Here is an 18394-nt window from a genome sequence, read left to right on the forward strand (position 1 = left end):
AATAAAGTTGAAGATTTCCGGAAGGTTTTATTGTATGATATGGGGAAAGCTTTGAAATAGACAATGTTAAGAGCATTGATCCGGAAGAGGATGGGGGGAGCAGCATGACCGAACTTACGACTACCGTTAGCAAAAGCAACTCCAACAATCTGCTGCGGCGGGACGTACGGTTCCTGGGGAACATACTGGGCGAAGTCTTGGTACACCAAGGCGGTAACGAGCTGCTGGATATCGTGGAGAAAATCCGGGAAACCAGCAAATCGCTGCGCTCACTGTTTTTGCCTGAACTGCACAATGAATTTAAAGAGCTGATTAGTTCACTGGATCCGGAGAATCGCCATCAGGTGATCCGGGCCTTTGCCATTTATTTTCAGCTGGTGAACATTGCCGAGCAGAATCACCGGATCCGCCGCAAGCGCGACTACGAACGTTCTGCCGGTGAGACGGTACAGCCGGGATCAATCGAAAGTGCGATTCAGGAGCTCCGTGAGCGGGATTTCTCCCATGAGGATGTTCATGAGATTATGAATGGCCTGTCGCTGGAGCTTGTCATGACAGCTCACCCTACAGAAGCTATGCGCCGTGCAATCCTCGATATCCACAAACGGATTTCCGACGATGTCATGGGGCTGGATAACCCGACACTGACGTTCCGTGAGCGTGAACAGCTGCGTGAGAAGCTGCTGAATGAGGTTATTACCTTATGGCAGACGGATGAATTGCGTGACCGCAAGCCTACGGTACTCGATGAAGTGCGGAATGGAATGTATTATTTCCATGAGACGATCTTTGAGGTGCTGCCGGATGTATACCAGGAACTTGAGCGATGTCTAAGCAAGTATTATCCGGGCCAGAACTGGCATGTGCCGACCTACTTGCGTTTCGGTTCGTGGATTGGCGGCGACCGTGACGGTAACCCTTCAGTAACTGCAGCGGTAACCCTGCAGACCCTTCGCCTGCAGCGCAAGCTGGCTATCCGTGAATATCAGCGGATTATGCGCGAGCTGATGCAGTATCTGAGCTTTAGTACAAGCATCGTTAAGGTGACGCCTGAACTGCTGGAATCCATTGAGCAGGACCGGGAGATCATCAACCTGAACCGGGTGGACGCTTGGCGCAATGACAACGAGCCTTACCGGATTAAGCTCAGCTATATGATATCCAAGACACAGAATGTTCTGGACGATGATAAAAAAGGTACACCGGAGCGCTACTCCTCCCCAGAGCAATTTATAGATGATTTGAATGTGATTGACCGCAGTCTGCGGCATCACTATGCCGATTATGTAGCCGACACTTATATTAAAAAGCTGATCCGTCAGGTCGAGCTGTTCGGCTTCCATACATCAACGCTGGATGTGCGCCAGCACAGCCAGGAGCATGAGAATGCGATGACCGAAATTCTGGCCAAGATGAATGTTACACCGGACTACTCCAAGCTTCCGGAGAACGAAAAGATTGTCCTGCTTGAGAAGCTGCTGAATGATCCCCGTCCGCTAACCTCCCCTTACCAGTCTTACAGTGAGGGTACAGAGGAATGCCTTGCGGTATACCGGACGATCTACCAGGCGCAGGAGGAATACGGCAAACAGTGTATTACCAGCTATCTGATCAGTATGGCGGAAGCGGCGAGTGATATTCTGGAGGTTATGGTCTTCTCGAAAGAAGTCGGCCTGTTCCGCAAAGACAATGACGGTACGGTAGTTTGCACTTTGCAGGCTGTGCCGCTGTTCGAAACGATTGACGACCTTCATGATGCTCCGCAGATTATGCACACACTGCTCAGCATGCCGATCTACCGTGATGCGGTTAGCGCGATGAATGATCTGCAGGAAATCATGCTTGGTTACTCGGACAGTAACAAAGACGGCGGCGTGGTGACAGCGAACTGGGAATTGCGTGTGGCGCTGAAGCAGATTACAGCCACGGCTGATGAATTCGGCATTAAGCTGAAGTTCTTCCACGGACGCGGTGGGGCACTCGGACGCGGCGGTATGCCGCTGAACCGCAGTATTCTGGCGCAGCCGGCTTCAACCATCGGCGGCGGTATCAAGATTACCGAGCAGGGCGAGGTTATCTCCTCCCGGTACTCCATGAAAGGAATTGCTTACCGCAGTCTTGAACAGGCAACCTCTGCTCTGGTTACGGCAGCGATTCATGCCAAATCGCCGGAAGCCGATCTGTATGAATCCAAGTGGGATGAGATTATTGCCGGCATTTCTGAAGTGTCCCTGAACAAATATCAGGATCTGATCTTCCGTGACCCGGACTTCCTGACCTACTTCAAGGAATCCACTCCGCTGCCTGAGGTCGGTGAGCTGAATATTGGTTCACGCCCTTCGAAGCGTAAGAATAGCGAACGCTTCGAGGATCTGCGTGCCATCCCTTGGGTCTTCGCCTGGACGCAGAGCCGTTACTTGCTGCCGGCCTGGTATGCAGCCGGAACGGGCCTGCAGAGCTTCTACGAAGATAAGGAAGAGAACCTGAAGATTATGCAGCATATGTATGCCAACTTCTCGTTCTTCACAACCTTAATTGATACGCTCCAGATGGCAATCGCCAAGGCTGATCTCGTTATCGCCAAGGAATATGCCGGTATGGGCAAGAACGAAGAAGCACGCCAGCGGATCTTCGGCCAGATTGAAGCCGAGTTCAAGCTGACCTCTGAGCTGATTCTCAAAATCACCGGCCAGCAGGACATCCTGGATAACGTTCCGGTCATTCAGGAGTCGATCCGCCTGCGTAACCCGTATGTTGATCCGCTCAGCTACCTGCAGGTTCAGCTCCTTGCCGAGCTTCGTGCGCTGCGCGATGCTGAAGGTGATGACGCCGAGCTGCTGCGTGAGGTGCTGCTTACTATCAACGGTATTGCCGCAGGACTGCGGAATACCGGCTGATGCAATAAATGGTTCAAAGTCGGCGCAGCCGCTTTAATCTTTAGGTGCTTGATCTTTGAAGCCGGCACAGCCGCTTCCGAACCCCGTCCCCTCTTAACACGAGGATGGACGGGGTTTTTGTGTTGCAAACGAGCCCGGGAGCTGTGACCCGGCAAGTAGCAGTACCGAAGCAGAAGCTGCCGGATACAGCAGCTTCACGCTCTTTGCCCTACCCCATTGTTGCCTGAGATTTACTTTGGGCAACAAAGAGGGGGTCACCTGGCTGATGGAGACGGCGGAGCGGAAATTTGGAACTGTAGGAGCGGCAGCGTCCGCCTTTATTGTCAGATTTCCACCGCAGACTGCGGTTCCAATCAGGAAATCTGACAATAACAGCGGCCGGAAGTCCAAATGTTCCGCGCAGTCCGCAACTAATCAGCCTCCCGGTAAGGTCCGCTACTGCGCAGTCCGCGACCAATCAGCCATTTTTTCCACCCAAATAAAGTACAATATATATAGAAGGTAACAATACATCCCTTGATTTTTGGAAGAACTTGAATTACGATTTAAGAGCTTGTACCGTGGATTTTCGGAAAACCAAGGGCGGCAAGTCTGGGGGAGTTAACAGGTGGAGAATCTGGAAGGCAGATTGACAAAGCTCGCCTTAAAGGGTGATCAAAGGGCATTTGCCGAGCTTGTGGAACTATATAAAGACAAAATATTTCATTTGGCTTACCGCATGCTGAATAATCGCCATGAGGCTGAAGATATTGTTCAGGAGACTTTTTTGCGCGTGTACAGAAATTTGGACCGGTATGATGATAAACAGAAGTTCTCAACCTGGATCTACCGGATTGGCACGAACCTCTGCATTGACCGTCTGCGCAAGCGGCGCCCGACCTATTCGCTGGATGCAGAGATGAATGATCAGGAGGGAATCGATGGGTATTCCATGATCCCGAGCGATAATGTGACTCCGGAGACAGAACTGCTGCTCTCGGAGACGCAGAGCCTGATCTATGAAGCCATTGACAGCCTGCCTGTGAAATACCGGTCGGTGATGATACTGCGGTACCTGCAGGATCTGTCGCTACAGGAGATCAGCGATGTGCTGGATATGCCTGTTACGACGATCAAAACCCGTGTACACCGCGGACGTGAATTTTTACGTAAAAAATTAGGGCCTAAAATGTAAAATAGATTATTTTTTATGAAACATCTTAAGGGCAGTGACGTATGTAAGTTGTGCAAGTCTTACGTGTCCTGTTCCTATGCCTGAAATAATTAAATAAGCACTCATGAAAGGATTGGCTCCTATGGAATGCAAACTGGCCGTCTCTATGATGCATGACTACCTGGATGACGACTTGCCCGAACTGCAGCAGAGGGAATTGAAGGAGCATCTTCTATCCTGTACGGATTGCCGTGCGAAGTTCAAAGAATTGGAACAGACCGATATGCTGATGTTTTCCCTGATGCACCAGACACCCGTTGCCTCGGATGATCTAGTAGGCCGGATTATGGATTCATTGCCGAAACCCAAGAAGGAAAGAGCAATAATCACCTGGATCAAGCGGCATCCCGCGCTTACTGCGGCTTCCGTGTTCATTCTCGTGATGCTGATGAGCTCGGTTACTTTTTGGAATCAGGATAGACAGCTTGTGGTCAGAGGGACTGACCTTGATCAGGTTGTAATCAAAGGAGATACGGTAATCGTACCTTCCGGCAAAATCATTTCCGGCGATCTGACGGTGGAGAACGGTAAAACGCAAGTGTACGGGGAAGTCAATGGCAATGTAACGGTCATCGACGGCTCGCTGTACCAGGCTTCAACCGCCCATATTTCCGGGCAAGTCAAAAGCATAGACCAAGCGGTAAGCTGGCTCTGGTATAAAGTGACGAACATGTTCTCTGAAGTTGCCTACCGATAGCTGATGTTGGTCGCTTGTAGCAGAAAACTCATTTGCGCCTCTTTTTCCGGAAAGATGGCGCTTTTTTGTTGCCTGTATGCACAGGTTCATCAATTTAAGCGGTACGAAACTTGCAACCGGAGCCTGAACGTTATAACCTAGATATGATATGGAGCTTACAGACAATTTACATAAACCCAGTTAATTTGAAATGAAGGGGTTTTCGGCCATGAGCTATTTTACCGACCTAACATGGAAAGAAGCCATTAAAGATATAGTCGATATTCTGATTGTCAGTTATATTATCTACCATGTGCTCAATATGGTGCGCGGGACACGGGCCGTTCAGCTCCTGAAAGGGATTCTGGTACTGGTCGTCATCTGGGGCGGCAGTACACTGCTGGATTTGTACACGCTGAAGTGGCTGATGAACCAGATGTTTACCTTTGGGGTATTTGCGATCTTTATTATTTTTCAGCCGGAGCTGCGCAGGGGGCTGGAGCAGCTGGGCCGGGGCAAATTCTTCGGCCGGAATGCGGAGACGGATGAGGAGATCAGCAAATTAATCGGCGAAGTGATTAAAGCGGTGAATTATTTGGCCGTCCGCAAAATCGGGGCATTGATCGTCTTCGAACGGTCCACCGGGCTTAACGAATATACCGAATCCGGTATAGCCATGCGTTCTGAGGTAAGCTCGGAACTGCTGATCAACATTTTTATCCCCAATACCCCGCTGCATGACGGGGCGCTGATTATGCAGGGGAGCCAGATTGCTGCCGCCGCCTGCTACCTGCCGCTCTCGGAGAATCCGTTCATCAGTAAAGAGCTGGGGACGCGGCACCGTGCAGCCATCGGGATCAGTGAAGTGGCTGACTCTGTATCTGTGGTCGTCTCCGAAGAGACCGGGCAGATCTCCCTGGCGATAAATGGACAAATTGTCCGGGATATCAAAGAGGAGTCGCTGATCTCCAAGCTGCACCAGGAGCTGAGTGCAAGTTCACCTCTGATGGAAAAAAGTTCCGCTTTCTGGAAACGGAGAGGGGGTAAGAGCAATGGATAAATGGATGAAGAACAATAACTTCAATAAAATTCTTGCCCTTGCCCTTGGCATAATTCTGTGGACGATTGTCCATGTGGATACCGCACCTGCCAGTCAGACTACCGTAAACAGCGAATCTAAGACTATTGAGAATGTTAAAGTGGAGGTCGAAGGCCTCGACAGTGATTTATATGTGATGACCAAGGATGTGGATAACGTGAGAATGGAGGTCAGGGGGAAAAAGTCCGATCTGACCTATAAATTCTCTGATGCATACCGGGTGTGGCTGGACCTCAGCGAGGTTAAGCCGGGGGATAATACCCTTCCGCTGATGTATTCGACTCCAAGTGGCGTGACTTTGGATGATATGGTTCCGAATCAGGTGAATGTGCATATTGAGCTGCGGACAACCAAAGCGTTCCCGGTTTCACTGAATATTACAGGAGCGCCGGCAGAAGGCTATGAAGTAGGGGCGCCGGTCATCGAACCGCTTGAAGCCGAGGTCACTCTTCCGGCAAGCGAGCTGGGGCGGGTGGCGAAGGTGCAGGGGAATGTCGAGCTGGATGGTGAGAAGGAGCCGTTTAGTGACAAGAAGCTGAAGCTCTACGCTTATGACAGCGAGGGGAATGAACTGAAGGAGGCGGTGATTACGCCTTCTACAGCGGCTGTACAGGTGCCGGTCTCCCTTCCTTCCAAAACATTGCCGCTGAATATCAGCTTCACCGGCAGTCTGCCGGGTTCACTTGTCCTCTCCCGGGTGACGCCGGATCAGGACACAGTTACGGTCTACGGGAGCAAAGAGATTCTGCAGAACCTGTCCTCTTATGATGCGGTGCTTGACTTAAGCCCGATTGCAGCCGCCGGTACCGAGCAGGTGAAGCTTGCCCTGAAGCCGCCGGAGGGTACAGGGAAAATAGAGCCGGCAGAGATGAATGTCTCCGTCTCGTCAGCAGAAATTGCCGAACGGACGCTTTCGGCGGTGCCTGTCAAGCTTACGGGTGTAGGCAGCGGGCTGACGGCTGTTATACTGGAGCCGGTGAGTGCCTCTGTAGATCTGACCTTAACCGGAGCACCTACTCTGCTGGATCAGCTTGATCAGGATAATGTCAGCATTGTGGCCGATGTGGGCGGGTTTGCGGCAGGGATTCATGACATTCCGCTGCAGGTTTCACTCCCCAGGTTCATTGCACTTAAGAGTGGAACACAGCAGCTTAGTGTCCGGGTAGAGCTGCTCGTTCCGGCTACGCCGGAGGCTTCTGCCGAAGCGGGCGATGCTACAAACGCTTCTACTCCGGAGCCCAGTGCTGAACCTGCATCCGGTGAGGAGACGCCTGTAGAGCCCTCTCCTGCTCATACGGGCGAGCCTGTAGAGCCGAGCCCGACTCCTCCAGTGCATACGCCGGAGAATACAGCTACACCGGCAGCAGGCGGGAGCAATAACGGGAGTACGGGCGGAACGTAACTTTTTCTCCGGAAAGCAGTCTATTTATTATGCAACTCACATACACGCAATAAAGAATCATTCATACTATAATTTATTAAGCTGAAGCAGCGTATTAAAAGGAGAACTATAATGGGTAAGTATTTCGGAACAGACGGTGTACGCGGAGTCGCCAACCGTGAATTGACGGCAGAAATGGCCTACAGCATTGGACGCTGCGGGGGATATGTACTGGCAGGCAATGTGGAAAAGCCTAAAGTAGTCATTGGTATGGATACGCGGATTTCCGGTCCGCTGCTGGAATCGGCACTGGTTGCCGGATTATTGTCCATCGGCGCAGATGTAATCCGGATTGGTGTAGTAAGCACACCAGCGGTGGCTTACATTACAAGATTGCTGAAGGCGGATGCCGGGGTTATGATCTCCGCTTCGCATAATCCGGTGGAAGATAACGGCATTAAATTTTTCGGCGGAGACGGCTTCAAGCTGACGGACGAAACTGAGCTGCGGATTGAAGAGCTGATGGATGCTGAGGTGGATGAGCTGCCGCGTCCGGTCGGAGCGGGACTTGGTACACTGCGGGTAGATAATGATGCGAAATATCTGTACCTGGAGTACTTGAAGACGACAATTGATCAGGACTTTAAGGGCATTAAGGTTGTACTGGACTGTGCGCATGGCGCAGCTTATGAGCTGGCACCGCGGCTGTTCAGAGAACTGGGCGCAGAAGTAATCGCGATAGGGGCAGAGCCGGACGGCCTTAACATTAATGACGGCTTTGGCTCCACACACCCGGAGACCTTGCGTGCAGAAGTGCTGCGCCACGGGGCGGATCTGGGACTTGCTTTTGACGGGGATGCTGACCGCCTGATTGCCATTGATAATAACGGGGACGAGGTTGACGGTGACTTCATTCTCTGCATTTGCGGCGATGCCATGAACCGTGCCGGTAAGCTTAACGACGGGACGATTGTCTCGACCGTAATGAGCAATATCGGATTCTATAAGGCTACAGAGAAATTGTCGCTGAATACGGCGAAGACGGCAGTCGGTGACCGCTATGTGATGGAAGAAATGCGCCGCGGCGGCTATAATTTGGGCGGAGAACAGTCCGGTCATGTTATTTTCCTCGATTACAATACTACAGGCGACGGCATTCTGACGGCGATTCAACTGGTCAATACGATGAAGACTTCCGGTAAGAAACTAAGTGTGCTGAAGTCGATGATGACCAAATATCCGCAGGTGCTCGTGAATGTACGTGTACAGGACAAAACCAATTATCCGAACAATCCGGCGATTGAAGCTGCGATTCTGGAAGTGGAAGGCAAGCTCGGCGACAACGGCCGTGTACTGGTGCGTCCATCCGGAACCGAACCGCTGATCCGCGTAATGGCGGAAGGGCCGGATAAGGCTGAGCTGGATCTTTTTGTAGGGCAGATTGTTGAAGTTGTTCAGCGTGAGCTGGTATAAATACTCGTTATAGAGCATGAATGGCAGCCGGGGGGCGGATGGGATACGATTCGTTCACCGGCTGAAATTAATGAAATGGATGAAAAAGGTTTTCTTCGCCGTATCATTGCCAAAACGATGTAAGGTGCATATAATAGACTAAGTGTCATTCCAGAAGGAAAGCGGGGATAGTAAGGTTAACGTAATGCAAGCGCCAGAGCTTGATCTTGCGCGGGGGAGAAGGGAAGACCGTTAGCTGCCAACGGGGCAGAGCGGCCTGAACGGATCACGGCAGATGTAAGCTGACGAGGTGGAGGTGTTCGAAATGTTCGGCGGGGACCTCCCGGTGATGCACCAGAGCCGTAAATGGAAGCGGAAAATGCGAGGGCGACCTCTCACACAACGCTCCTGTGGGTGCAAATAGAAATGTATAAATCATGGGTATGCGCATAGGATAAGCAACACAGATAAGATCTGCCACGGCAGAAGAGAAGACTGTGCATTGTCATGACTACAGGTTATAGTGTTGCGCTGTAAAGACAACATCATATTTGCTTTTCTTCAAAAACATGCCGCACGGCACGTTTCTTTCCTCATGCCGCCCACACTACGATAAATTGGACGGGGGAAAATATAATGTGTGGTATTGTAGGATATATTGGTAATCAGAATTCGCAGGGGATCTTGGTAGAAGGGCTGAAGAAGCTGGAGTATCGCGGGTATGATTCCGCTGGTATTGCTGTATTCACCAAGGAAGGTCTGCAGGTTGTTAAAGCTCAGGGCCGTATGGCGAACCTGGAATCCCGTCTTGAAGCGACTCCGCTGACAGGCAGTGCAGGTATTGGCCACACCCGCTGGGCGACACACGGCAAACCATCTGACGAGAACTCGCACCCGCACACAGATAACACTCACAAATTCTCGGTTGTGCATAACGGGATCGTTGAGAACTATCTGGATCTGAAGGAAGAACTGATTGCCGGCGGAGCTAATTTCACTTCCGAAACAGACACTGAAGTAATTTCCCACCTGATTGCCCGCGAATACAATGGCGATATCGTGAAAGCTGTGCAAAAAGCAATCACTTATATGCGCGGTGCATTCGCACTGGGCGTGCTGACTGAATATGAGCCGGATAGACTGGTAGCTGTACGTCAGGCCAGCCCGCTGATTATTGGTCTGGGAGATGGCGAGAACTTTATCGGGTCGGATATTCCTGCACTTCTGGAATATACACGTAACGTATACATCCTGAACGACGGCGAAATGGCTGTATTGACACGGGATGCTGTCGAACTGATGACGATTGAAGGCAACTTTATTTCTCGGGAAATGATTACTGTCGATTGGGATGCTGTTACCGCAGAAAAGGGCGGTTATGAGCACTTCATGCTGAAAGAAATTCACGAGCAGCCAAAAGCTTACCGCGATACTATGCGCGGCCGTGTGAATGCTGAAGGCAACAAAGTTATTCTGCCTGAGCTGAACCTGACTGAAGAACAAATCAAGAATATCCGCAACATCCAGATCGTAGCTTGCGGAACTGCATATAATGCGGGTCTCGTAGGACGTAACCTGATTGAGTCACTGGTTCGTATTCCAGTTGAGAACGATATTGCTTCTGAATACCGTTACCGTGCACCAATCGTTACTCCAGAAACCCTGGTAATTGTAGTCAGTCAATCCGGTGAAACTGCCGATACCCTGGCCGCTCTTCGTGAAGGTCAAGCGAACGGCGCCCATGTACTGGCGATCACTAACGTAGTAGGCAGCTCTATCGCCCGTGAAGCTGACAGTGTGCTCGTAACCCTGGCTGGACCGGAAATCGCTGTAGCCTCGACCAAAGCTTACACTTCCCAGCTGATCGCATTCACTTTGCTTGGTCTGTTCCTGGCAGAAGTACGCGGCACCCAGTCTGAAGCTGAAGTGAAGTCGATTGTGGCGGCTATGCAGTCCCTGCCGGAGCAGGTTGAAGTGATTCTGGGCCAGAAGGATGTTATCAAAGCCTATGCCGAGCAAATCGCTGAGCATAAGCACCTGTTCTTCATCGGCCGCGGCGTAGACTACGCAGTAGCTCAGGAAGGATCGCTGAAGCTTAAAGAAATCTCCTACATTCACTCCGAAGCTTATGCTGCGGGTGAGCTGAAGCACGGGACACTGGCACTGATCGAAGACGGCGTTCCTGTTATTGCCTTGGCAACTCAAGAATCCGTTCTTGAGAAAACGGTAAGCAACATCAAGGAAGTCAAAGCCCGCGGTGCACACGTCCTGGCGGTTACCCATGAAGAACACAAAGACGATCTGCTCAGATCCGTTGACCAGGTGTTTGTAATTCCGCAGACGCTGCCGCTGCTGACCTCTGCCTTGTCCGTAGTATCGCTGCAATTGCTGGCTTACTACGCATCGCTGGCACTCGGTCACGATGTTGATAAGCCAAGAAACTTGGCTAAGAGTGTTACTGTGGAGTAAGATGAGTAGATATTAATTTATTAACAAGAGCCGTCCTAATGATTTAGGGCGGCTTTTTTTATTTTACTATATAGATTGAACTATAAAACTTTAGAAAAAGGAGCGCTGGCGGAGGGGAGCTTGGAACTGCAGGGATGCTAGCGGCCGGAAGTCTCACCTTTAAGCGGAAAATCATGTTCAATGAGCTGCCGCGCAGGTAAAGGGACGGAATTGGCTCTCTGTTCAGAAAGTAGCCAGGCACGTAACGGTTGTTCAAGTGACTGGCTAAGCGTTACGGACAGGAGAGACCTTAAGCCTGCGGAATGGCACCAAAGTGCCGACTTGCGGACACCAGCGCCGTTATTTCACCGGAAAAGCGGAGTTAGCCTGTGAAAAGCGGCGGATAAGGTCCGTGGTGTCCATAAGACCGCCTAAAAGGCCTATTTTGAGCGAATAAGAGCTGTAGTGTACTTCTGTCAATAGAGTGGACACGGAAAAACAGGTCATTTTGCAAGTTTTAGATTACGGTAGTATAGGGATTCGAAGCGATCCGGAGACAGGTATCCCAGTTTACTGTGGATTCGCTTCCGGTTGTAAAAGAACTCAATGTATTGAAACAGTTGGTGTTCAGCTTCTTTTTGCGTCTCAAACTTTCTGCGGTAAATGAGTTCCCGTTTCAGAATGCTGTGGAACGATTCAATGCAAGCATTGTCGTAGCAGTTTCCACGGCGGCTCATGCTACGAATCATATGGTACTCTTTCAGCTTTTTCCGGTAGTCTGCAGAGGCGTACTGGCTTCCCCGGTCTGAATGGTGGATCAGTCCCTTCCCCGGCTGCTGAGCCTCGTAGGCCCTCGCTAGCGCGCCAGATACCAGTTCCACTTTCATCCGGTTCCCTAGCTTCCAGCCTACAATCTTACGCGTAAATAAGTCTAATACGCTTGCCAAATAGACCGTGCCTTGGCGTGTTCGGATGTAGGTAATATCCGTTACCCATACCTGGTTCGGTTGGGTACACACATCAAAATGCTGGTTTAGCCAGTTGGGGGCAATCGGGAAATCATGGTTGGAATCCGTCGTCTGGACATTGAATTTTCTCATGGCTTCGGAACGGAACTTATGCGCCCGCATGAGTCGGCCTACGGTTTTTTCACCCACCGTAAACCCTTCTTCTTGCAGCTTTTTGGTGATTTTCGGACTGCCATAGATTTTATCGTTATCGTAAAAGTGGTACTCAATGCGCTTCACCAACTGCTCCTGTCGTTTCTTTCGGTCACTGGGAGGGGTCTTTCGCCATTTATAGTAGCCGCTGCGGGAGACGCCAAGTACGCTGCACATCTTCTCAATCCGGAACATGGAACGGTGTTCCTCAATAAACTGAAACCCTAGCTCCGGTCTTTGCTGAAGATGTGCATAGCTTTTTTTAAGATGGCGATCTCCTCTTCCAGATCCTTATTCTTTTGCTCGAGGTCCACAATCTGTTGTTCTTGGCTACGCAGCCGGCCACTGCCTACAAACGGTTCATCGGGGAACTGACGGTACGTGCTCATCCAACCCTTCAGTGTTCCTTTTGGAATATTGAGCTCGAGGGCAATCTCATCCATGGACTTCCGTTGTTCTTGGATGTACTTTACCGTTTCTTCTTTAAACTTTCGGTTATATCGCTTCCGTTCTGACACGGCGTTCACCTCTTCTGGCATTTATTCTATTATCCATGGGTTGGGTTTGCCGTGTCCACTTATTAGTCTACTTCATAGTGTCCATAAGGGCAAGAATTGGGCTGTATTTGAACCGGAGAGTTGGCATAAGTCCGCTATAACCAGATCCAACGTCACATTTGACTTGGCTTAGCTGCGGGTAATGTACACAGGCAATCGTGTATATTAAGCTGTCGTGCGGGCAAGCGGTGAATCAATAGAATGATTTTCTACCGGCCGTTCAGCAAGGGGATTCTTTGAAAAACTACTCATAATCGAGAGCTTTTTGGCAGAACTTTTCTGTAAACTATTTTTTATATGCCTTTATCTCTTCCTTTAAATTATCCAGTGTTTTACCATTCAATAATTTTCCTGCAAACCCCGTTTCCCCCTGTTCCTTGTTTTCATAAGCCGATAGCACATAATTGTCGTCTACCACATAATACGATCCGTATTTAGTGGAAAAGTAATTTCCCTCGGGATGCAATGAAGCCCTAAATAAAGAGGTGACTAACTTTGTTCCTGGTGTTAAATCAGGTTCACTTTCACTCAGATCAGAGTTGTAAATTAGGTTAACATATTCTCCCACGGATTCCCCGGCAATAACCTCATTGACCTTAACCTTAAAGGGTATAAACTTCGCTTCTGCAAAAGAAAAGCCCATACTCTTTTGCTTTTGATTCAACTTCCCTTCAGGGGTGTTTTCATCATTTATTAGATTAAGAGTGTATTCCGGTAACTTTTCAATCACCTCTACTTCCGCAACGGTTTGAGAGAAGTCTATAACATCAGTGAATGACAACTCTTTAGTCATAGCATTTTGAAGTGTGCTATGGTTTACAGGATACTGGTCTCTAAGCTCGGCAATACGTTCCCGGGAAAGTGACCTGTCTTTTAAAGCTCCCTTCCCGAATAAAGAAGTTCCTGCTCCAACAAGAGCCATAACTAATACAATGATGAGCCAAAGGTATCCTCGTTTTTTAAAAAATCCCATTCAGCTTCCCTCCCATTAGTTCTATTATTTAATCATTGAAGAGTTAGGTATGCAAGGCTGTGATAGCTGGAGCAGAACAGAATACCACCTGCTTAACCAAGTTCCCGCAAGGGTAATATTGGAAAAGATACATACCCGTCAATTACAGGAGGCTGAACCATGAGCGAAGAAGAGGTAGAAGCAAGCGGCTGGGATGCGATTGAAGAGCAAATGAAGAGACTGTATGGTGAGCAGGAGCCTAAGCATTATGGGACTCTGGTGCCTTATATCCTGGGAGGGAAGGATCCGCTGAATGGAATCAGCGCCTATAAGGCCGAGCTGCCTTATCCTCACTGGCATTTTGTAACGTTTGGCTTCTCTGAGCTGTATGCGAAGGAGTCGACAGATCCGGAATACAGCGGCTACGGCTTTGAGCTGACCTTCCGGCTGAGCCGGACTGCTGACGAGCAGGAGCCTCCGGCCTGGGCGCTGAATCTGCTGCAGAATATGGCGAGATATGTATTCTCAAGCGGCAATTTCTTTGCGTCCGGTCATCATCTGGATGCGAACGGCCCCATCTGCCTGGGGGCAGATTCCAAGCTGACTGCGCTTGCCTTCACGGATGATCCTGAGCTTCCGGCCATCGATACGCCTAATGGCCACGTTGAGTTTCTGCAGATGGCAGGGATTACAGCGGATGAGCTGGAGGCTATGACTATCTGGAATACGAATGCCTTCCTGCAGGCAGCAAGTGATGTGCTTCCTTACTATATCACTGATCTCACACGTGATTCACTGCTGCGGATTCCCGGCATTGCGGATGCGGTGCGGGAGGGCATTGAGCGTGACGGTTCCAGTACGGGCTTTTTATATGTCGATCAGCTAGGGTGGGAGCCGGGGAAGAACCGACTGTTCGGCAAGGCGCCTACTGTACTGACCATGGGGGCTAAGCAGGCTGAAATGGCGGCCAGACTTCTCAGCGCCCGGCTGCTGAAGGGGAGGGAGCTGTCCTTAACCAGCCGGGAACTGCATGTTGTGCTGGAGCTGGGAGAGGAGACCGGGTTCAAGGAGGGTGAGAAGTCTGTCCGGATCAGTCTAAGCGAAGAGGCTGTACGGGAATTGTCCTCGGTATTACGGCCCGTTCAGGGCGAATATAAGCTGGCGGCGGCCAAAGAACTGATTGTAAGAGTAAACAAGACGTATATTAAGGACCAGGATGGTCAGGTAGTGGAGACTATCGGCTAGCGTAGTACACCGTTTCCACCTTATAAAGCGTATTCTCAATCACCGGACAGAGGCCGGCATCTGTCTTATAATACTTTACCCGGAAGTACAGGCTCTTCAAGAAGTTCTTGATGTTATATCTCTGCCTGAAGGCAGGGAGGAAATCCGGACTTTTCTCTGCCTCCCCGAAGCCTTGAATCCACTGCTCCACGTAAGCCTGGCTAAGCAGCTGCCGGTTCAGCACACTAATGATGGGCCTGACCAGCCGTTCGTCCTCGCCGTCAGAGTAGATCCGCTCTGTTATAGTCACCTTGGCCTGAACCACATCGAGGATATTCACGAGGTCATCGTAATCCAGCTCAGGGCATTGTGCCAATTCGTCCAGCACATCTGCCCCATGGGCTATGGCATGAGCCCAGCCCTTGTCCTCGTCATAACCGCGGTAATCCCGCTCTGCCAGTATGCTGTCGAGTACCTTGTCTTTGATCTGATGGATCTGCCTGCTTGTGAGAAAAGGTGATTGTCTATGCCTCGTGAAGAGAAGCGGTAAGACCAGCAGAGAGAAGGACCGGGTGAAGACTGAGTCTGTAGCGGTCTCGCCGGACTTAAACTGTAGATGCTGATCATCCAAAATAACGGGGAGCAGCTGTTGCAGTTCATCCACGGTCAGTGATTCGCCGGGAATCCAGTGTGACAAGGTTGTATAAATGAGATCATCCCGAAGTTCGGCATCTGTAGAACCAATGTTAAGTAACATTTCCTGCACTAACTGATATGTACCGGGAGGCGCCTGATAGGCGTTTTCCCGAATCCAAATAAGCTGTTCCTTTAAATTCATTGTATACTCTCCTGCCGGGATTTATATAAATACACGTTCTTTTATCTTACTATAAGGTGCATATATTGTCCCGTGTGCGGATCAAAGGTCTCTGTAGCTCTCAACCACCTGCTCCAGGTAAGCTGATACCTCCGGTGTCTTCTTGTTTCCGGCAGCGTCCAGCAGCGGTATCAGCTTGGCCAGAACCTTCAGTACACCGTTGTCACCCGGCCCTTCCCGAAGAACATCATCGTAGGCCCGGCGGAGTTCGGGGTCCAGTTCATTAGTCTGGTAATCATAGGCGGGGGTATTATCAGCCCCCAGCAGTATGGAGGGAACCGTATAGGACAGCTCTTCGCGTATAGCTGCGTTACGGTTGGATTTCGGATATTTCTGGACAAAATCACTCATGACTGCTGCCCGGCCAATCAGCTCGTCCCATGTAATGACAATTGCGGCGTCGAAGCTGGACGGTGTATTGCTCTCGGTTGCCATAATGTCAATATACGCGGCGATATCCTTGCTGATATTCGGCTTGAATACCTTGAATCCTTCATAATGCATGACAGGGTAATACATGCCTTCACTGGTCTCCAGCTTGTACCCCTTATCCCAGGTTTGTTCAAGCAGCTTACGGACGCCCGGGTCCTTAATCCGCTTCAACTGCTCTGTATAAGTCAGATCATTGCTGATCTCCGCATCCATCAGTACCTGCTGTACATGCTCCGGATAAATGTACTCAGAGAACCGCGGCAGCTCGGCCTTCTGGACATTTTCAAGCTGCAGCGTCATCACGGTTCCATACCAGGAGCCGGCTTCAGCAATATGGTTAATCAGATATTTGCGGGCCTGTGCCAGGCTTGAGGGATTGCTTACATACTTGCGGAACTGGTTATAGACGGCCTGGGCATCAGATGCTGAAGCTGCCGATACCGGCTGGGCATAGCCTGCCGCGGTACCGCCGGCAATGGCCAGAGCTGCCCCCAGCAGAACGGCTCTGCCTGTTTTCGCCAAAGAATTGTGTATGCTTGTCATGTCATAGCCTCCTGTTATAATCATGTTTGGCCTATTAAGTCTATTGGACTGTTCTGAAAGGATTGAATCGATTTTGTTCCCGGCTTATGTAATAATGATAATTACATTAAGGGGGGATTGGCCTATGATCAGCAGCAGGTTTTCTGTAGCTATTCATATTTTATCTCTGGTTCATATCAATGAAGGAAAAGTTACCTCCGATTATATAGCCGCAAGCGTGAATACCAACCCGGCTGTAATCCGTAAGATTATGAGCATGCTAAGCAAGGCCAAGCTGATTGAATCGCGGCCGGGAATTACCGGAATCAAATTGCTGCGGCCGGTGGCAGAAATTACGTTTCTGGATGTGTATAACGCGGTGGAGCTGCCGGAGGCCAAGGATCTGTTCACGATCCATCAGGAGACCAATCTGCAGTGTCCGGTAGGCCGTAATATCCAATCGGCGCTGATGACGCCACTCAAAGCAGCCCAGCTGCAAATGGAACAGATGCTGGCCCGGACGACAGTGGAACAGATCGTGAATGAGATTGAGCAGAGTGAAATAAACAGCTGACAGGAAAATCCGCAAAAATAAGAGTTGACTGATTTAAATGTAACTGTTAAAGTTACAGCATAAGAGGCGCTTCTTATTTTTTTGTTCATATTAGTAACCGTGACAGTTACTAATAACGGGCTATTTTAACGCATAATTACTTAGAATTCGCAGATAATGTGAGTGAATACTCTATTTCAGGAGGTTACACAAGAATGAATCATTTGATCGTATACGCACACCCTCACGAAGGCAGCTTCAACCATGCTATTCTGGACACTGCTGTTAATGCCTTGAAGTCGAAGGGGCATGAGGTTCATGTCCGTGATTTGAACAAGCTGGGATTCAATCCCGTGTTAACTCCGGCGGATACAGCGGCATTACGTGAAGGAAATGCACCCGCAGATATCGCAGCAGAGCAGGAATTCCTGACTAAGGCTGATGTAATTACGTTTATTTATCCTATTTGGTGGGCAGGTCTCCCGGCGATCCTTAAGGGTTATGTAGACCGTACTTTCTCTTACGGATTTGCCTATCAATATAACGCTCAGGGCGGAGTAGACAAGCTGTTTACAGGTAAAAAGGGCGTGCTCGTCAATACGTACGGAACACCTGGTGAAATCTATGAAGCCATCGGAATGAATGCATCGCTTAAGCAGACCTCAGATGGCGGAATCTTTGAATTTTGCGGCATTGAGGTGGTTGAGCACTTCCTGTTTGGCGGCGTAACTACCGTAGCTACGGATGAAGACCGCGCAGGCATGCTGAATCAAGTGAAGGAGAAATTTGCTTCGCTCTAAGGGTAACTATTTAAAATAACTAAAAACCAGACAAGCAAAAACGGCGGATTTCTGCCGTTTTTTTGCTGCCTGCATTTTAGCCATTGACCGAATCGGTCGAGAGGACTATACTATGCTCGTAAACCGAATCGGTCGATTCGTAATGATGGAG

15 protein-coding genes are annotated in these 18394 nt (G+C 49.9%); 10 read left to right on the forward strand and 5 right to left on the reverse strand.

Annotated elements, in window-relative coordinates:
• Positions 1 to 104: 104 nt before the first annotated feature.
• The 7 genes from ppc to glmS all read left to right on the forward strand — a co-directional run bounded on the left by ppc (position 105) and on the right by glmS (position 11187).
• Positions 105 to 2897 (forward strand): phosphoenolpyruvate carboxylase, encoded by a 2793-nt coding sequence (gene ppc, locus LOS79_RS28485; RefSeq protein ID WP_315414124.1) that lies wholly within the window; start codon positions 105 to 107, stop codon positions 2895 to 2897.
• Between the two features lie 607 nt (positions 2898 to 3504).
• Positions 3505 to 4071: an RNA polymerase sigma factor SigW gene (gene sigW / locus LOS79_RS28490; RefSeq protein ID WP_315414126.1), complete on the forward strand. Its 567-nt coding sequence runs from the start codon at positions 3505 to 3507 to the stop codon at positions 4069 to 4071.
• A 121-nt stretch (positions 4072 to 4192) separates the two neighbouring features.
• Positions 4193 to 4807, forward strand: coding sequence for a zf-HC2 domain-containing protein (locus LOS79_RS28495; protein ID WP_315414128.1), 615 nt, complete (start codon positions 4193 to 4195; stop codon positions 4805 to 4807).
• A 208-nt stretch (positions 4808 to 5015) separates the two neighbouring features.
• The gene (gene cdaA / locus LOS79_RS28500) at positions 5016 to 5846 is read left to right on the forward strand and encodes a diadenylate cyclase CdaA (protein ID WP_315414129.1); all 831 of its coding nucleotides are present in this window, start codon (positions 5016 to 5018) and stop codon (positions 5844 to 5846) included.
• Complete coding sequence (locus LOS79_RS28505; protein WP_315414130.1) at positions 5839 to 7287, forward strand: CdaR family protein; 1449 nt, start codon at positions 5839 to 5841, stop codon at positions 7285 to 7287. Before cdaA ends, LOS79_RS28505 begins: the two co-directional genes overlap by 8 nt.
• A 111-nt stretch (positions 7288 to 7398) precedes the next feature.
• On the forward strand, positions 7399 to 8739 hold the full coding sequence (glmM, locus tag LOS79_RS28510) for a phosphoglucosamine mutase (RefSeq protein WP_315414131.1): 1341 nt from the start codon (positions 7399 to 7401) through the stop codon (positions 8737 to 8739).
• A 615-nt stretch (positions 8740 to 9354) separates the two neighbouring features.
• Positions 9355 to 11187: a glutamine--fructose-6-phosphate transaminase (isomerizing) gene (gene glmS, locus LOS79_RS28515; protein WP_315414132.1), complete on the forward strand. Its 1833-nt coding sequence runs from the start codon at positions 9355 to 9357 to the stop codon at positions 11185 to 11187.
• Between the two features lie 482 nt (positions 11188 to 11669).
• Here glmS and LOS79_RS28520 read toward each other — a convergent pair whose 3' ends face one another.
• From LOS79_RS28520 to LOS79_RS28530, 3 genes are all read right to left on the reverse strand, one after another.
• A complete protein-coding gene (locus LOS79_RS28520; RefSeq protein WP_315422104.1) occupies positions 11670 to 12539 on the reverse strand; it encodes an IS3 family transposase in 870 nt (289 codons plus the stop codon).
• A gap of 11 nt (positions 12540 to 12550) precedes the next feature.
• Entirely contained in the window at positions 12551 to 12865 is a 315-nt protein-coding gene (locus tag LOS79_RS28525) for a transposase (RefSeq protein WP_315414133.1), read from the reverse strand.
• 304 nt (positions 12866 to 13169) lie between these two features.
• Complete coding sequence (locus LOS79_RS28530) at positions 13170 to 13856, reverse strand: hypothetical protein (protein ID WP_315414134.1); 687 nt, start codon at positions 13854 to 13856, stop codon at positions 13170 to 13172.
• A gap of 159 nt (positions 13857 to 14015) precedes the next feature.
• Between LOS79_RS28530 and LOS79_RS28535 the strand changes: the two genes are divergently transcribed.
• The gene (locus LOS79_RS28535; protein ID WP_315414135.1) at positions 14016 to 15080 is read left to right on the forward strand and encodes a suppressor of fused domain protein; all 1065 of its coding nucleotides are present in this window, start codon (positions 14016 to 14018) and stop codon (positions 15078 to 15080) included.
• On the opposite strand, the gene LOS79_RS28540 is transcribed toward LOS79_RS28535, so the two are convergent.
• Positions 15070 to 15816: a DUF2785 domain-containing protein gene (locus tag LOS79_RS28540; RefSeq protein ID WP_315414136.1), complete on the reverse strand. Its 747-nt coding sequence runs from the start codon at positions 15814 to 15816 to the stop codon at positions 15070 to 15072. The two genes, LOS79_RS28535 and LOS79_RS28540, sit on opposite strands and share 11 nt — an antisense overlap.
• Positions 15817 to 15978: 162 nt before the next feature.
• Positions 15979 to 16911 carry a hypothetical protein gene (locus tag LOS79_RS28545; RefSeq protein WP_315414138.1) on the reverse strand — a complete coding sequence of 311 codons (933 nt, stop codon included), beginning with the start codon at positions 16909 to 16911 and terminating at the stop codon, positions 15979 to 15981.
• 124 nt (positions 16912 to 17035) lie between these two features.
• Here LOS79_RS28545 and LOS79_RS28550 point away from each other — a divergent pair, with 124 nt between their 5' ends.
• Both LOS79_RS28550 and LOS79_RS28555 read left to right on the forward strand, forming a co-directional pair.
• Positions 17036 to 17464 (forward strand): Rrf2 family transcriptional regulator, encoded by a 429-nt coding sequence (locus tag LOS79_RS28550; protein WP_315414140.1) that lies wholly within the window; start codon positions 17036 to 17038, stop codon positions 17462 to 17464.
• Positions 17465 to 17658: 194 nt separating this feature from the next.
• A complete protein-coding gene (locus LOS79_RS28555) occupies positions 17659 to 18243 on the forward strand; it encodes an NAD(P)H-dependent oxidoreductase (protein ID WP_315414142.1) in 585 nt (194 codons plus the stop codon).
• Positions 18244 to 18394 lie beyond the last annotated feature (151 nt).

Source organism: Paenibacillus sp. MMS20-IR301 (genome assembly GCF_032302195.1).
Classification (GTDB): domain Bacteria; phylum Bacillota; class Bacilli; order Paenibacillales; family Paenibacillaceae; genus Paenibacillus_AQ.

Bases quoted from the DNA above. Each gene is read 5' to 3' on its own strand.
- ppc (WP_315414124.1), top strand. From the start codon at position 105: ATGACCGAACTTACGACTACCGTTAGCAAAAGCAACTCCAACAATCTG.
- LOS79_RS28495 (WP_315414128.1), top strand. From the start codon at position 4,193: ATGGAATGCAAACTGGCCGTCTCTATGATGCATGACTACCTGGATGAC.
- cdaA (WP_315414129.1), top strand. From the start codon at position 5,016: ATGAGCTATTTTACCGACCTAACATGGAAAGAAGCCATTAAAGATATA.
- LOS79_RS28505 (WP_315414130.1), top strand. From the start codon at position 5,839: ATGGATAAATGGATGAAGAACAATAACTTCAATAAAATTCTTGCCCTT.
- glmM (WP_315414131.1), top strand. From the start codon at position 7,399: ATGGGTAAGTATTTCGGAACAGACGGTGTACGCGGAGTCGCCAACCGT.
- glmS (WP_315414132.1), top strand. From the start codon at position 9,355: ATGTGTGGTATTGTAGGATATATTGGTAATCAGAATTCGCAGGGGATC.
- LOS79_RS28525 (WP_315414133.1), bottom strand. From the start codon at position 12,865: ATGCCAGAAGAGGTGAACGCCGTGTCAGAACGGAAGCGATATAACCGA.
- LOS79_RS28530 (WP_315414134.1), bottom strand. From the start codon at position 13,856: ATGGGATTTTTTAAAAAACGAGGATACCTTTGGCTCATCATTGTATTA.
- LOS79_RS28535 (WP_315414135.1), top strand. From the start codon at position 14,016: ATGAGCGAAGAAGAGGTAGAAGCAAGCGGCTGGGATGCGATTGAAGAG.
- LOS79_RS28540 (WP_315414136.1), bottom strand. From the start codon at position 15,816: ATGTTACTTAACATTGGTTCTACAGATGCCGAACTTCGGGATGATCTC.
- LOS79_RS28545 (WP_315414138.1), bottom strand. From the start codon at position 16,911: ATGACAAGCATACACAATTCTTTGGCGAAAACAGGCAGAGCCGTTCTG.
- LOS79_RS28550 (WP_315414140.1), top strand. From the start codon at position 17,036: ATGATCAGCAGCAGGTTTTCTGTAGCTATTCATATTTTATCTCTGGTT.
- LOS79_RS28555 (WP_315414142.1), top strand. From the start codon at position 17,659: ATGAATCATTTGATCGTATACGCACACCCTCACGAAGGCAGCTTCAAC.